Below are 14,202 nucleotides of genomic sequence, written 5' to 3'. Positions count from 1 at the left end.
GAAACGATGAGCTTGCTGGTACGGGCGCTGTCTGCGACGGCGATTTGCGTGGCGCTGACGGTCGGCGCATCCGCTGAGGACATTCAGGAGCGCACGATCAGGTGGGGACACCTGAACAACACCGATCACCCCGTCAGCGCGGGGGTGCAGAAATTTGCCGAGATCCTGCTGGCGAAGAGCGGGGGCAAGATGAAGGTCCGCGAGTTCGCGGCCTCGCAGCTCGGCAACGAGTTGCAGCAGCAATCCGCACTGCGTGGCGGCACGCAGGAAATGCTGTCGGCCTCGACGACGTCGCTCGCAACCGTCGTGCCGGAGTTCGGCCTCATCGACTTCCCATTCATCGTGAAGACCATCGAGCAGGCCGACGCGCTCGGCACCGGCAAATTCGGCACGTCAATGCTCGATACGTTGCCGCCGAAGGGGCTGATCGGTCTGGGCTATTGGGGCCTCGGCTTCCGCAACGTCACCAACAGCACGCGGCCGATCACCAAGGTCGAGGATTTCAACGGCCTCAAGCTTCGCGTGATTCCGAATCCGGTCTACCTTGAGACCTTCGGATCCTTCAAGGCCAATCCCGTTCCGATGGCCTTCGGCGAACTCTACTCGGCGCTGGAGACCCGCACCGTCGACGGCGAGGAGAACCCCTTCACGGTCATTCTCTCCAACAAGTTCTACGAAGTGCAGAAATACGTCTCCGCCACCAATCACACCTTCACCCTGAACATCATCCTGGTGAGCAAGGCGTTCTGGGACAAGCTGTCGCCGACCGAGCAGCGCCTGATGCGCGAGGCATATGAGGAAAGCCGAGGCTATCAGAAGGAGCAGACGCGCCTTCAGACCGAAAAGGCCCTGTCGGAACTGCAGGCGAAGGGCATGCAATACAACACCGTCGCGCCGGAAGAGCTCGATCGCATGCGCAAGACGGCGCAGCCGGTGGTCGACAAGATTGCCGCCAATCTCAAGCCGGAGGCGGTCAAGCTGTTCAACGACGAGCTCGATCGCATCCGCAAGGACGTGAAATAGTCGACCTCGTCAGCATGCATAAGTAGGAGCCGACCGGTCGGCCGGCTCTTGAACTGACCTTGCCTGGACGGCCCGCATGGCACGAATTCTCGACCTCTATTGCACCCTGCTGAAGGGCATCATTGCCGCATTTCTCGCGGTGATGGTGGTGCTGGTGTTCGGCAACGTGGTGCTGCGCTACGGCTTCAACTCGGGAATTGCGATTTCCGAGGAGCTGTCGCGCTGGCTCCTGGTCTGGCTGACCTTCCTCGGTGCGATCGTGGCAATGCGCGAACACGCCCATCTCGGCGTCGATAGCCTTGTGCGGATGCTGCCGGCTTACGGCAAACGCATCTGCTTCATCGTCAGCTACGTCCTGATGCTGTTCGCCGACTGGCTTCTGCTCTCGGGAAGCTGGCGGCAGACGATCATCAATATCGACGACCGCGCGCCGGCGACCGGCCTGTCGCTCGGCATCTTCTATGGCGTCGGCGTGATCTTCGGCGTTTCGGCCGGAGTGATCCTTCTCTACGACCTGTTCCGTGTCATCTCCGGACAGGCCAGCGAAGCCGACATGGTGGCCGTCAGGGAATCGGAGGAGCACTGATGCTGTCTCCCCGTATCGTGCCGCGCGGCGCTCCAATCCTGAAAATCACCGGGATCACGCCATGACGATTGCCGTCTTCACGTTCTCGCTGCTCGGCGCCATGGCACTGGGCATGCCGATCGCCTTTGCTCTGATCGTCTGCGGCGTGGCGCTGATGAGCACGATCGACATGTTCGACGCCCAGATCGTGGCGCAGAACGTCATCAACGGCGCGGACAGCTTTCCGCTGATGGCCATTCCCTTCTTCATGCTCGCCGGCGAGGTCATGAACAAGGGCGGACTGGCCAAGCGAATCGTCAACGTTGCGCTCGTCGCAGTCGGACATTTTCGCGGCGGACTCGGTTACGTCACGATCCTCGCATCCTGCATCCTTGCGTCGCTCTCGGGCTCCGCAGCAGCCGATGCCGCGGCGCTGGCCGCCCTGCTGGTGCCGATGATGGTGGCGGCGGGCCACAAGAAATCCTATGCGGCGGGTCTGGTGGCGGCCGGCGGCATCATCGCGCCCGTGATTCCGCCCAGCATCGGATTCGTCATCTTCGGTGTCGCGGCGGGCGTGTCGATCTCCAAACTGTTTCTGGCCGGGATCGTCCCCGGGATGTTGCTCGGGGCAGGGCTCTGCCTGGCCTGGTGGTGGGTGGTGCGCCGGGAGAACCTGACGCCCCCGCCACGAGCATCGCTCGCGGAAATGGTGAAAGCGGTGGTCGACGGCTTCTGGGCGTTGATGCTGCCGGTCATCATCATCGTCGGCCTGCGCTTTGGCATCTTCACGCCGACGGAAGCCGCAGTGGTCGTCGCCGTCTATTCGCTGTTCGTCGCGACCTGCATCTATCGGGAATTGAAGCCGTCGCAGCTTTACGAGGTGTTCGTCTCCTCGGCGCTGACGACGAGCATCGTGATGTTTCTCGTGGCAGCGGCGCTGGTGTCGTCCTGGCTGATCACCGTGTCCGAGATTTCGACACAGATCGTCACCCTGCTGAAGCCGTTCATGGGCAACAACACGCTCCTGATGCTTGCGATCATGGTCGTGGTGGTGATCGTGGGGACGGCCCTCGACATGACGCCGACCATCCTCATCCTCACGCCGATCCTGATGCCGATCGTCAAGGCGGCGGGCATCGATCCCGTCTACTTTGGCGTCCTCTTCATCATCAATAATGCGATCGGCCTGATCACGCCACCGGTCGGTATCGTGCTCAATGTGGTTTGCGGTGTCTCCAGGATCAGCATGGAGGACATCATCAAGGGCGTCTGGCCCTTCTTGATTGCGCAACTGATCGTCCTGTTCGCGATGGTGCTATTCCCGGGACTGGTGACGATCCCGGCCAAGTGGTTCAGCGGCTAGAGGCGTCGGCAACAAAAGAAGGACAAGCGAAAATGGCCGCAAGGATCGTGATCCTCAACGGACCCAATCTCAATTTCCTCGGCATCCGCGAGCCCCACATCTACGGCTCGACGACGCTCGATGAGATCGAGGCGAGCTGCAAGGCGCTGGCCGATCAGCTCGGGATTTCGATGTCGTTCCATCAAACGAACATCGAGGGCGAACTCGTCAGCCTGATCCAGTCCGCCCATGGCAACGCGGACGCCATCATCATGAATCCCGCGGCCTATTCATTCACCTCGATCGCGCTGATCGATGCGCTGAAGATTTTCGAAGGCGTGAAGATCGAGGTGCACATCTCGAACATCCACGCGCGGGACGAGCTGCACCGCCACTCGATCACGTCGAGTGCCTGCACGGCGGTCATTTGCGGTCTCGGTCCATATGGCTATCTCGCCGCGATGCTCGCGGCCGTCCAACGGCTGGGGCAATTGCCTGAGACCATCGCACCGGCTCTGCGCGGGCTTCCGGCCAGCGGCAAGGCGTAGGCATGGAGGGCGGAATGCGCGGCACGGGATTTCTCGCCATCTGGAGCGACGTCGAGGCTCACGACCTGACCGACTACCGGCACTGGCTGACGCGTGAGCACACGACCGAGCGCGTGACGACGAAGGGCTTCCTGGCATCGCGTGTCTTCCGCGCGGCAAGGGACGACATCGACCGCTTCTTCATTCTGTACGAGCTGGAGACGCCGGAGGTCCTCGACGGCGAGGCTTATCTGGCGCGCCTCAACGCACCGACGCCGTGGTCCCAGCGCATCATGCCGAAGCTCGGCAATTTCATGCGGGGCGGCGGCGTCATGATCGCGCGGGGAGGGCGGGGCGAGGGTGCATCGATCGTGGCGCTGCGGATCGAGACGTTGCCGAAAGATCCCCAAGGTTTGGCCCGGGCGCTCGTTGCGTGCGACGGGGTTGCCGCGGTGCAGATCGGCGCGACCGACGAGGCGCGGACATCAGTGCGGACGACCGAGAAGGGCATGCGGAAGAACGAGGGCTTCTTCGCGGGGCTTTTGCTGATCGAGGCGCTCGACGTCGCTTCGCTGCAGGCCGCCTTGCATCGGGCGAGCGAGCTTGCGCCCGACGTCATGGCCGGGGCGAGCGAACCGGAAGTTTATCAAAGCACGTTTGCGCTCGACGCCCGTATCGCGGATTTCGGTTGATGACAACGTTCTCGCTCGCCGCGTTGACCGTGCTCGAGCTTGCGCCGCCGGAGATGATCGAATTGGCGGCGCAGTGCGGCTACGAAAAAGTCGGGCTCAGACTGTTGCCCGCCACGCCTGGCGGTGTTGCCTATCGCCTGATGGACGATGCGCCGCTCCTGCGGGAGACGCTCCGGCGGTTGGAGTTGACGGGGGTGACTGTCGCCGATCTCGAGGTCGTTGCGTTCAGACCGGAAACCGAGATGGCCTCGTTCACGCCCTTCTTCGAGGTGGGCGCGCGCCTCGGCGCCAAACACATCCTCGTCGCGGCCTACGATCCGGATCTGGCGCGGTTTTCGGATCGCTACCAGCAATTTTGTGAAGCGGCAGCAAGCTACGGCCTGACCTCCGATCTCGAATTCATGCCATGGACCAGCGTTCCGGACCTGAAGACCGCAATGCGGATCGTCGGTGACGTCGATCGTCCCGGTGCCGGCATTCTGGTCGATGCACTGCATTTCGATCGGTCGCAAAGTTCGCTTGCGGACCTCCGCGCTGTCCCGGCGCACCGCTTTCACTACTGGCAACTTTGCGACGGCCCGGCCGAGCGCCCGGCGACCATCGAGCAGCTCATCCATGCCGCTCGCGAGGAGCGGATGTTTCCGGGCGAGGGCGGAATAGACTTGATGGGGCTTGCAAGCGCGATGCCGCATGACCTGACCATCAGCATCGAGGTTCCGACCGTTCAACTAGCAAGAGCGTCGACGCCGCGTCGCGAGCACGCCGGGCGTTGCTGGCGGGCAGAGCCGTCGTGGAGCGGGCGCGCAGCCAGAGGTGAGAATTCGGGACGGAAGGGTAGTTCGGGATGCCGCAGGCCGATCGCTCCTGGGACGTCGAGACCGATCTCCTGGTCGTCGGGGCGGGTGCCGCCGGCATGACGACATCGCTGGTGGCTGCCCTCGAGGGGCTCGACGTGATCCTTTGCGAGAAGTCGGACACAGTCGGCGGTACGACTGCGACCTCCGCCGGCACCATCTGGATTCCGGGCAATCGGCAGGGACCGCTTGCAGGAAGACCAGACTCGACCGAGGCGGCGCGTGTCTATCTTGAAGCATTGCTAGGCGAACACGCCGCGGACGCGCGTGTGGATGCGTTCCTCCAGACGGGTCCTCTCATGCTTGACTATCTCGAGCAGAGGACGAGCGTACGGTTTGCGGCGCCGCCGGTACATCCCGACTACAAGAATCTTCCTGGGGCAGCGATCGGTGGTCGTGCTCTCGGCGCCGTTCCGTTCGACGGCCGCAAGCTTGGCAAGGACTTCGAGCGCATCAGGGCCCCGCGGCGAGAGTTCATGGTCCTCGGCGGCATGATGGTCGGAAAGGCGGACATCCCGGCGTTGCTGGCGCCAATCCGCAACTGGACGAACTTCAGGCATGTCGTTGGTCTTCTCGGTCGGCATTTGCGCGATCGACTTCGCCACAACCGCGGAACGCGTCTGATCATGGGCAACGCTCTCGTCGCGAGGTTGTTTGACAGCCTCCGTCGTTCCGGCGTGGATCTGCGATATGAGACCGAGCTCGTTGAGCTCATCCGGAGCGGCGACGCAGTCGTCGGGGCCGTTTTGTCATCGTCCTCGAGAGCATTGGCAATACGTGCCCGCAGAGGCGTGGTGCTGGCAACGGGAGGCATCGGCTGGAGCCGCGAACTTCGCGAAAGGTTTTTCCCCGAGGCCGCGCACCGATTTTCACTCGCGCCATCGTGCAATACCGGGGACGGCCTGCTCGCGGCCGAACGTGTCGACGCGGTGATCGAGCGCAGTTTCGATAGCCCCGCCTTGTGGATGCCGAGCTCGGTCATGACGCAGGCGGACGGCTACGTCTCGGTATTTCCGCACATTATGCTGGATCGTGCCAAGCCAGGACTGCTTGCGGTGAACAAATCGGGCCGCCGTTTCGTGAATGAAGCCGACTCCTATCACGACTTCGTGGAAGCGATGTTGCGATCGGACTCGCCTTCCGTATTAGCTACGCCGGCTTTCCTGATTTGCGATCGCGCCTTTATCGGCGACTATGGCATTGGTCTCGTTCATCCCGGGACGAGGGATTTGGATAAATTTCTGAAGGCTAAATATTTGCTGCCAGGCGAAACGATTGAAGCACTGGCCGAAAACATCGGCGTCGATGGCGGCGAGCTTGCTCAAACTATTGAGCGATACAATCGCTATGCCGAGAGCGGGGTGGACGAAGAGTTCGGCCGCGGTTCAAGCGAGTTGAACCGGTTCAATGGTGATCCCCGGAACGTGCCAAACCCGTGCCTGCGCCGGATCGGTCCCGGGCCATACTATGCCGTCGCAGTATGGCCGACGGATCTCGCCAGCAGTGCCGGCTTGTGCACGGATTCAACCGCCCGGGTCCTGTCTAGCCGTGGGACGGCCATACCCGGACTCTACGCCGTCGGTACCGATTCATCCTCGATCTTTCGAGGCACTTATCCGGGCCCGGGCACGATGATCGGGCCTGCGATGGTATTTGGATGGTGCGCGGCGATGCATGCCGCGGGCGCTTCAGCTCAGGAAAAAGATAACTGAAAGCCGGTTCGTCCGCCGCTCCGAACTAGGAACTCTTGCGCACCATCGAGGCTTGACTCGGCGGGCCAGCGTCGCCGCCGATTTGCTGGCCTGCACGGCCCCGCCTCCAAGCCCCCATACCCCCCAGGGTGGGGCCGTGTCTCTTCGCAGGAGATGCAATGCCGGAGCCGACCGATCACGACATCAGAGAACGCGCGCACCGATTGTGGGAACAGGCGGGCAAGCCGGAAGGCCGCGAGGAAGAGTTCTGGCACGCGGCCGAGCAGGAGTTGCGCAACGAGGACAAGTCGAACCCCATGCGGACGCCGGATACGCTGTGACCCACAAGAGATGCCCATTCTGCTGTGGTCTGGGATGGGTCTGCGAAAACCATCCGCTCCGCGCCTGGAGTGAGGAACTGGGCGGCTGCCGCTGCGGTGCAGGCATGCCCTGCACCTGCAACACGACGGAAGACCCCGAAACAAGGGCGGTGATCGTCGAAGCGGACACGACGTGGCATTGAAGGACCTGGCATTGAAGGCGGAACAGAGCCTTCCAGCAGGAATTGAGGTTGTGAGCAGCACGGGCTGCGACGCAGGCCCGTGGCTACGGCGGGGTTTGCGGTGGACGAGCGGCAAAAGATAGAGCACCAGATCGAACTCGCAACGCGAGCGGCTGCGCTCGTCAAAGACGAAACCACCGTCCAACGATTCAGGAACTTTGCCGAGGAGCTGAAGCAGAAGCTGCTTCGCATGATGGGGCGCGGCAAGGTGCGAGCGCGCGCTTACGAACTCTGGGAGCAGGCCGGTCGCCCGGCCGATCGGGATGTGGAGTTCTGGGTCGAAGCGGAACGGCAGATCGAACAAGAACGCGAACAGCGGAAGCTCTCGGATCCCTCAGACAAACGATAGAAAGCGAAGCGATAGGACGAAACGATACACAAAGAAAAAACCGCCGAGTTCTTCACCCTGGCGGCTTCAAAAGTCCGTAGCTGTTGGTCGCCTCTCCAGCCTCGTGCGTACCGCCGTTACCTTGTTTGCGGCCATGCAAGATCATTCTAGGCCAACGCGCTCGATTCTGCTGTGACCTGAAGCACACATTGGAAGGACGACGTGTGGCAACCGACCGCGGGTGCCAGCTGGCACCCGGCCTGCCTACGCGCCGGCCGCGACACCCAGGCGGCCGATGCCTGGAAGCTTCAGCGCGGGGCGGCGGATGTCGAGGCCGAGCACCGCGCCGAGGAAATTGATCTCGAGGCCTTCGACCCAGCCGATGGTCATGCCGAGATAGCCCGACAGCGAGGCGTAGAGCCCGGTGCCGGACGCCGTGATGCCGGCCCAGCGTCCGCTGTAGGGAAAGTCCTTGCCGATGGCGGTCGGCGGCAGCACCGCGCGCAGCTCGGGAACGGCGTCCAGCGCCGCCTGCACGAAGGTGTTGGAATTCGGTCCCGGCCAGGCACTGTAGTCGCCATAGGCGCGGAACTTGTAATTTTCGACGACGGCACGGATCTTGGGAATCAGCGCTTCGGCCCGCGCGCCGTCGACCGCGACGACCGTTTCCGGGAGGGCGCCGAACCAGCGGCCGTCGGGGGCAAAGCCGTTGCTACGAACAGGGTCGCCCCAGGCCGTGTAGTCGTATCGGCTGTAGGTGGCGGCGCCCTTCTCCTTCACAACGATCCAGGTGTGAACGGCAAAAATACTCCGCCAGCGCACGGTGCGCGCGGCGAACACGCGGATCAGCGCCTCGGGATTGGCGGATGCGGGCGGCAGCAGGCCGGCGCTGGAGCGATCCGCCGTCTGCCAATTGCCGCGGCCGTCGCCGCGCAGATAATAGCGGCCGGCCGACACGCCGATCGGCAGGAAGATCAGCAGCAGGAACAGAATCAAGGATTTCCTCAAGGGCAAACGCGGTCAGGCGGGACGATGCCACCAATATAGTTCGCAAGGCACGCCGCGCCAGCGCTCTCCTGCTCTTGCATTCGAGTGGTGCGGCCATATGTTGCGTCCATGAGGAAGTTGTCGCTCGTCGAGGACCAGGCCATCCAGGCGCGAATCGCGTACATCGCGGGCGCCGAGATTTTCGATCGCCTCTTCGCCGGCATCCGGTTCGACGAAATCGACGGCAATCTGCTGTTTGCCATTGCCAGCGACGAGGACAGCGCAGCCGAGATCGAGGACGAGTTCTCGCACCAGCTCGCTGTGGTCGCAACGCACATCCTCGCGCAGAGCGTGGACGTGGTCGTGGTGCTGCCGAAGGTCCTGCAATAGCCGCCTGCCCGTTCAGGCCGCTTGCCTTTACCCCCTGTCTCTGCTTTTCAACGCAATTGCAAAATTGTAATGACGTCATTGGGCGCTCAGGCCCGAGGCGCGTTATCGACGGAGCTCGACGGGAGGGCTCGTCGTCGCTCGCCTCTGTTTGCGAAACAAAGTTGGATACACATTGGCGCCCACCAGGAAAGCCCGGGCCACGACCGGCGCGATAAAGACAAAAAGCAAGAGCTCGAAAAGCAAAGGCTCGATAAGCAAGAGCGCGAAAAGCAAGAGTTCGAAGAGCACGGGATCGACAAGCAAGCGCCCGGACAAGAGCGCCCCGCGTTCCGCGGTCGCCTCCTCATCGCCGCTCGGCATGCTGGCGCTGCATCTGCTCGATCAGTGGGAGAAGTCCGGCCGCGACGGCCTCGTCTTCCTCTGCGACGACGAGAGCAGGGCAGAGCGGCTGGGCGGCGTGATCCACGCCCTCGATCGCTCGGTCGACGTGCTGGTGTTTCCGCGGCTGAATACGCTGCCCTTCGACGGCCTCGAGCCATCCCGCGAGATCGCGGGCCGGCGCAGCTCGGTGCTGCGGCGTCTCGCCAAGGCAAAGAAGCCCGTCTTCCTGGTGTCGACCGCGGAAGCCATCATGGAACGGCTGCCGCTGCCGGCGAGCTGGTCGCGGTCGAGCCTTACACTGAAGGTGGGCGCGCCCTATTCCGGGCCCGAGCTGGAGACGCGGTTGGAAGCTCTCGGTTACGATCTCGACGAAGAGGCGGAATATCCGGGCGGCGTCCTGTTCCACGGCAAGACGTTCGAAGTGTTTCCCGCCGGCGCGCTCGCTCCCTTCCGGATCGAGCATTCCGGAGACACGATCCGCAAGATCGTCGCGGTCGATCCGATCGAGCACGAGGTCGTCTACGAGACCGCCGAATTGATCATCGATCCCATGTCCGAGCGGATCGCGCTGGGAGCTACGCGCGGACAGCGGGCGACGCTGCCTGATTATTGCAGCCGCGCGCGGTGGATCGCGGATGCCGGGGTATCGACCCACGCCGAGAGCTGGCTGGGCACGATCGAGGACGCCGCCGGCCGCAGGGATGCAGAGCGCGAGTATCTGGGGCAGGCGGACTGGAAACAGCTGAAGAAGCGCATCAGCGTGCTGCCGCGCAAGGCCGCCTTCATCTCGACGCCGGAGTTCTCGAAGCTGGCCTCGCCGCGCAAGGCGCTTCGCGCCTTTGTCGCCGACATGCAGCGCGGCGGATCGCGGCTGCTGTTCGTCGCCGCCGTCGAGGATGACCTTCGCGCGATGGAGCGCATGAGCGGCATCAAGGCGGAGCGCCTGGCTGATTGGAGCGAGGTGACGAAGGCGCGAAGCCGCGAAGGCGCGCTGCTGGCCGATTTCGACGCGGGGTTCATTGGCGCCGGCCGCAAGCCGCTTGTCGTCGTGACCGCGTCCGACGTGCTCGGCAGCCGGGCCCATCATCCCCAGCCGATGGCGCGCGCCTGGAACCCAGCGTTCGATCATCCCGACGTGCCCGAAAAGGGCGCCGCCATTGTCCATCTGCAACGCGGGCTCGCCGTGCTCGACGGCTTGCAAACCCTGGACATGGGCAAGGGATCGCGACGCGAGATGATCAGGCTCAAATTCGCGGGCGACAATGCCGTGCTCGTACCGCCGTCCGATCTCGCGGTGATCTGGCCTTATGCCGGCGAGCCCGGCAAGCTGACGCTGGACAAGGCGGACGGCAGCAGCTGGTGGGCGCGGCGCACCGAGGCGGAAGCGGAAATCCAGGTCGCCGCCAAGGCGCTCGCCAAACACATCAGCCAGCGCCTCCGCCGTCGCGCACCCAAACTGGTGCCGCCGGGGCCAGCTTACGAAAAATTCGTCGCACGGTTCCCCTATTTCACGACAGTGGACCAGGGCCAGGCGATTCAAGACGTCCTCGACGATCTTGCGGCGGGCCATCCCATGGACAGGGTGATCTGCGGTGACGTCGGCTTCGGCAAGACCGAGGTCGCGCTGCGGGCGGCGGCGGCCGTGGCGCTGTCGGGCAAGCAGGTGGCGGTCGCGGCGCCGACGACCGTGCTGGCGCGGCAGCATGTCGAAACCTTCCGCAAACGGTTCGGCCCCCTCGGGATCGAGGTGGGAAGCCTGTCGCGGGCCAGTTCAGGCCCGGAGACGCGAGAGACCAAGGAGGGGCTGCGGCGCGGCACGCTGAAAGTCGTGGTCGGCACGCAGGCGCTTGCGGCAAAGGACGTGAAGTTCGCCGACCTTGGCCTCGTCATCATCGACGAAGAGCAGCATTTCGGGGCGGCGGAGAAGGCGAAGCTCTCAGGCCTCGCCAAGGGCGCCCATTCGTTGTGGATGAGCGCCACGCCGATCCCGCGCACGCTCGCGGCGGGACTTGCCGGCTTCAGGGATCTCAGCGTGATCGCCTCGCCGCCGGTTCATCGCCTTCCCATCGTGACCAGGATCGCGCCGCTGTCGGACGCCGCCATCGCCGCTGCGCTGCTCCGCGAGCGCAGGCGGCACGGTCAGAGCTTCCTGATCTGCCCGCGCATCCAGGATCTGGAGCCGATGCTGGCGCGGGTGCAATCGGTGGCACCGGAGCTGCGCATCGTCTGTCTTCACGGCAGACTGCCCGTGGACGAGATCGACGACCGCATGATGAGTTTCGTCGATGGCGAGGCGGACGTGCTGCTGGCGACCAATATCGTGGAAAGCGGTCTCGATATTCCACGCGCGAACACCATCGTGGTGTGCTGGCCCGAAAAGTTCGGGCTTGCACAGCTGCATCAGCTCAGGGGACGGGTGGGACGCGGCGGCACGCGCGCGTTTGCTCATCTGCTGACGGAATCGACCTCGGAGCAGTCCGAGAAACGTCTGGCGGTGCTGGAGGAGTTCAGCAAGCCGGGTGCCGGCTTTGCGATCAGCGAGCGCGACCTCGACCTCAGGGGCGCCGGCGATCTGTTTTCGGAACAGCAGTCCGGCCACGTCCAGGTGTTCGGACCCGTGCTCTACAGTCATCTGCTGAAGCGCGCGTCCGAGCGAGGCAGCGATACCGGCGCCGATCTGTGGGTGCCCGATCTCAATATGCCGTTGGCCGACATGCTGCCCGAAGGCTACGTGCAATCGGAAGCGGTCCGGCTCGAGATCTATGGCCGCGCTGCCAGGTGCCGAAGCGACGACGATCTGGAAGACCTGGAGGAGGAGATCTCGCGTCGTTTCGGCAGGCTGCCGCCGGAGGCCCGCGACTTCTTCGCATCCGCCAGGCTCCGGATCGATTGCAAACGGCGCGGCATCGTCAGGCTCGATGTCGGGCCCGAGGCCGTCGCCGCGACGTTCCTGCCAGGGCGGCTGCGGAAATTCAGGGGAAAGTCCGAGGCGCGAGCGCTGCAGCGCGACGGCGACCGCGTTGTTCACGCCGGCCGCCGCGACGCGGATCCGTTCAGCCGGGTCGAGGAGTTTCTCGACCTGCTGGACGGCTAGGGATCATTCGGTCTGCTCGACCGCCGCGGGCATTTTCGCCACCGACATCAGCGAGCGAGCCACCTGGTTGAGAAGCTGATCGGCGTTCTCCTCCTCGGCGAGCGATTTCGACAGCAGGGCGACAATGGCACTGTGGCGAAGCTGCTGGGCTAGGTTGCGCGCCGTGGTGTAGCCGGCGATCTCGTAATGCTCGACACGCTGTGCTGCGCCGATCAGGGCGAGGTCGGCCGCCGCGTCCTCCTTGTCCTCGCCCTCGGCCATGATCTCCTGGCCTTCCTCAACGAGGCCCATCATGCCCTTGCAGGGCTTGGCGCGGGCAGATTTGCCGAGCATTTCGAAGCATTCGTTGATGCGCTCGACCTGCGCTTCGGTCTCCGCGAGGTGCTGCTCGAACAGCTCGCGCAACTGGTCGAAGCGGGCGGCCTCCGCCATCTTGGGCAGCGCCTTGGTCAATTGCTTCTCGGCATGCAGGATATCGCGCAGCTCGTTGATGAGCAGATCGCCGAGACCCGCTTCGTCCGCCGGGGGCGAGCTCTCGGTGACGATGGCCGAGGCCGGGCCCGGTTCGCCCGCCTGGATCGCCGGCGACTCCGTGAAGACCCAGTCGCCGCCCTCGTTCCAGGGGCCGCGCGTGTCGATCTCGCCATGATCGCCGGCGCCGGTGGAATCGTTGAAGAACTGGTCGACGAGGCCGGGCGTCGGCGCGATGCGGCCGATGCTGAACGCCGGCTTGCCCATGCTCTCGAGCGCCAGTGCGAATGCCTTCATGTGCGTAATCTCGCGGGTCATCAGGAACTGCAGCGCGTCCTTGCTGCCAGCATCGTCGCAGAAATTGATCAACCGCTCGTAGACGATCTTGGCCCGCGCCTCTGCGGCGATGTTGCTGCGCAGATCGACGTCGAGCTCGCCGGTGATCTTCAGATAGTCGGCGGTCCAGGCATTGCCCTGGGAGTTGAAGAGATTGACCCCGCCGCCGCCCGCGATGGCGATGAGGGGATCGGCTTCGGCTGCCTGGCGGTCGAACTTCGACGGCTTGAGATGCATCCGCGCCAGCGTGCCGACCACTTCCAGATGGCTGAGCTCTTCGGTGCCGATGTCCATCAGGAGGTCCTTGCGATCGGGATCCTCGCAGTTCAACCCCTGGATCGAGTACTGCATCGCGGCGGCGAGCTCGCCATTGGCGCCGCCGAACTGCTCCAGCAGCATGTTGCCAAAGCGCGGATCCGGCTCGTCGACGCGAACGGTGAACATCAGCTTCTTGACGTGGTGATACATGGTGGACTCTCGGGTGCAGGAGGGAGTGGAAAGAAGGTGAGTCCCGAACGGGCGGCTTCAGCGTTCGTTCCTCGCGAAACGACCTGCGCCGATAATGTCAGGCGCAGGTCGTTCGAACTCGATGGGTAGGATTGCGGGGGACCGTTCAGCGTTGATCCGGACGCTTGGCAGGCGGCCCGCTCTTGTTGCCCGGTGCGCCCTGAATATGCGCCGGATCCTGCGATTGTACGGCGGTGTTGCCAGTGGAGCTCGTCGAGCTCGATCCGACGGTCTCACCGGGCTTGGCGGCCGGACCGTTTTTGTTGCCGGGCTGTCCGGCAATCCCGGCACCCGAATTCTGCGCGCTCGGCGCGGACGAAACGTCAGGCTTGCTGGCCTGCGCCCATGCTGCTCCGGGCAGCGCGAGAGCGGCGAGGATAACGGCACCTGTGAACTTCATCTCGGTGTTCTCCGACTGATGCCCCATCTACTCGAACGCCGGTGACCTGCGT

At 64.0% G+C, this 14,202-nt stretch carries 15 protein-coding genes; 11 read left to right on the top strand and 4 right to left on the bottom strand.

Annotated features, from left to right (window positions below; translation table 11 throughout):
• Positions 1 to 6 precede the first annotated feature (6 nt).
• From AC0L20_RS14645 to AC0L20_RS14605, 9 genes are all read left to right on the top strand, one after another.
• The gene (locus AC0L20_RS14645) at positions 7 to 1,023 is read left to right on the top strand and encodes a TRAP transporter substrate-binding protein (protein ID WP_473289130.1); all 1,017 of its coding nucleotides are present in this window, start codon (positions 7 to 9) and stop codon (positions 1,021 to 1,023) included.
• A gap of 76 nt (positions 1,024 to 1,099) precedes the next feature.
• Positions 1,100 to 1,609: a TRAP transporter small permease gene (locus AC0L20_RS14640; RefSeq protein ID WP_473289128.1), complete on the top strand. Its 510-nt coding sequence runs from the start codon at positions 1,100 to 1,102 to the stop codon at positions 1,607 to 1,609.
• 61 nt (positions 1,610 to 1,670) lie between these two features.
• The gene (locus AC0L20_RS14635; RefSeq protein ID WP_473289125.1) at positions 1,671 to 2,951 is read left to right on the top strand and encodes a TRAP transporter large permease; all 1,281 of its coding nucleotides are present in this window, start codon (positions 1,671 to 1,673) and stop codon (positions 2,949 to 2,951) included.
• A 32-nt stretch (positions 2,952 to 2,983) separates the two neighbouring features.
• On the top strand, positions 2,984 to 3,478 hold the full coding sequence (locus tag AC0L20_RS14630) for a type II 3-dehydroquinate dehydratase (protein ID WP_473289123.1): 495 nt from the start codon (positions 2,984 to 2,986) through the stop codon (positions 3,476 to 3,478).
• Positions 3,479 to 3,492: 14 nt separating this feature from the next.
• The gene (locus tag AC0L20_RS14625) at positions 3,493 to 4,149 is read left to right on the top strand and encodes a hypothetical protein (protein ID WP_473289121.1); all 657 of its coding nucleotides are present in this window, start codon (positions 3,493 to 3,495) and stop codon (positions 4,147 to 4,149) included.
• Positions 4,149 to 5,066 (top strand): sugar phosphate isomerase/epimerase family protein, encoded by a 918-nt coding sequence (locus tag AC0L20_RS14620; protein WP_473289118.1) that lies wholly within the window; start codon positions 4,149 to 4,151, stop codon positions 5,064 to 5,066. The genes AC0L20_RS14625 and AC0L20_RS14620 overlap by 1 nt, the downstream gene beginning before the upstream one ends.
• The gene (locus AC0L20_RS14615) at positions 4,994 to 6,715 is read left to right on the top strand and encodes an FAD-dependent oxidoreductase (RefSeq protein ID WP_473289116.1); all 1,722 of its coding nucleotides are present in this window, start codon (positions 4,994 to 4,996) and stop codon (positions 6,713 to 6,715) included. Before AC0L20_RS14620 ends, AC0L20_RS14615 begins: the two co-directional genes overlap by 73 nt.
• Positions 6,716 to 6,873: 158 nt before the next feature.
• Positions 6,874 to 7,035, top strand: a complete 162-nt coding sequence (locus AC0L20_RS14610) for a DUF2934 domain-containing protein (RefSeq protein ID WP_007595988.1) — start codon at positions 6,874 to 6,876, stop codon at positions 7,033 to 7,035.
• A 282-nt stretch (positions 7,036 to 7,317) separates the two neighbouring features.
• Positions 7,318 to 7,605, top strand: a complete 288-nt coding sequence (locus tag AC0L20_RS14605; protein WP_456768181.1) for a DUF2934 domain-containing protein — start codon at positions 7,318 to 7,320, stop codon at positions 7,603 to 7,605.
• A gap of 243 nt (positions 7,606 to 7,848) precedes the next feature.
• On the opposite strand, the gene AC0L20_RS14600 is transcribed toward AC0L20_RS14605, so the two are convergent.
• Positions 7,849 to 8,580, bottom strand: a complete 732-nt coding sequence (locus AC0L20_RS14600; protein WP_473289113.1) for a DUF3750 domain-containing protein — start codon at positions 8,578 to 8,580, stop codon at positions 7,849 to 7,851.
• Between the two features lie 120 nt (positions 8,581 to 8,700).
• Here AC0L20_RS14600 and AC0L20_RS14595 point away from each other — a divergent pair, with 120 nt between their 5' ends.
• Positions 8,701 to 8,961: a hypothetical protein gene (locus tag AC0L20_RS14595; protein ID WP_473289111.1), complete on the top strand. Its 261-nt coding sequence runs from the start codon at positions 8,701 to 8,703 to the stop codon at positions 8,959 to 8,961.
• 102 nt (positions 8,962 to 9,063) lie between these two features.
• On the opposite strand, the gene AC0L20_RS14590 is transcribed toward AC0L20_RS14595, so the two are convergent.
• A complete protein-coding gene (locus AC0L20_RS14590) occupies positions 9,064 to 9,321 on the bottom strand; it encodes a hypothetical protein (protein WP_473289109.1) in 258 nt (85 codons plus the stop codon).
• Between AC0L20_RS14590 and AC0L20_RS14585 the strand changes: the two genes are divergently transcribed.
• Complete coding sequence (locus AC0L20_RS14585) at positions 9,320 to 12,436, top strand: DEAD/DEAH box helicase (protein ID WP_473289107.1); 3,117 nt, start codon at positions 9,320 to 9,322, stop codon at positions 12,434 to 12,436. The genes AC0L20_RS14590 and AC0L20_RS14585 overlap by 2 nt on opposite strands.
• A gap of 3 nt (positions 12,437 to 12,439) precedes the next feature.
• Here AC0L20_RS14585 and AC0L20_RS14580 read toward each other — a convergent pair whose 3' ends face one another.
• Both AC0L20_RS14580 and AC0L20_RS14575 read right to left on the bottom strand, forming a co-directional pair.
• Complete coding sequence (locus AC0L20_RS14580) at positions 12,440 to 13,711, bottom strand: DUF892 family protein (RefSeq protein ID WP_018453925.1); 1,272 nt, start codon at positions 13,709 to 13,711, stop codon at positions 12,440 to 12,442.
• Positions 13,712 to 13,856: 145 nt separating this feature from the next.
• Entirely contained in the window at positions 13,857 to 14,150 is a 294-nt protein-coding gene (locus AC0L20_RS14575) for a hypothetical protein (protein WP_473289105.1), read from the bottom strand.
• Positions 14,151 to 14,202 lie beyond the last annotated feature (52 nt).

The sequence above is a fragment of the Bradyrhizobium sp. Kon58 genome, from assembly GCF_055807455.1.
The sequence above is the reverse complement of the archived record's forward strand: the minus strand, read 5'-3'. Positions and strand labels throughout refer to the sequence as shown.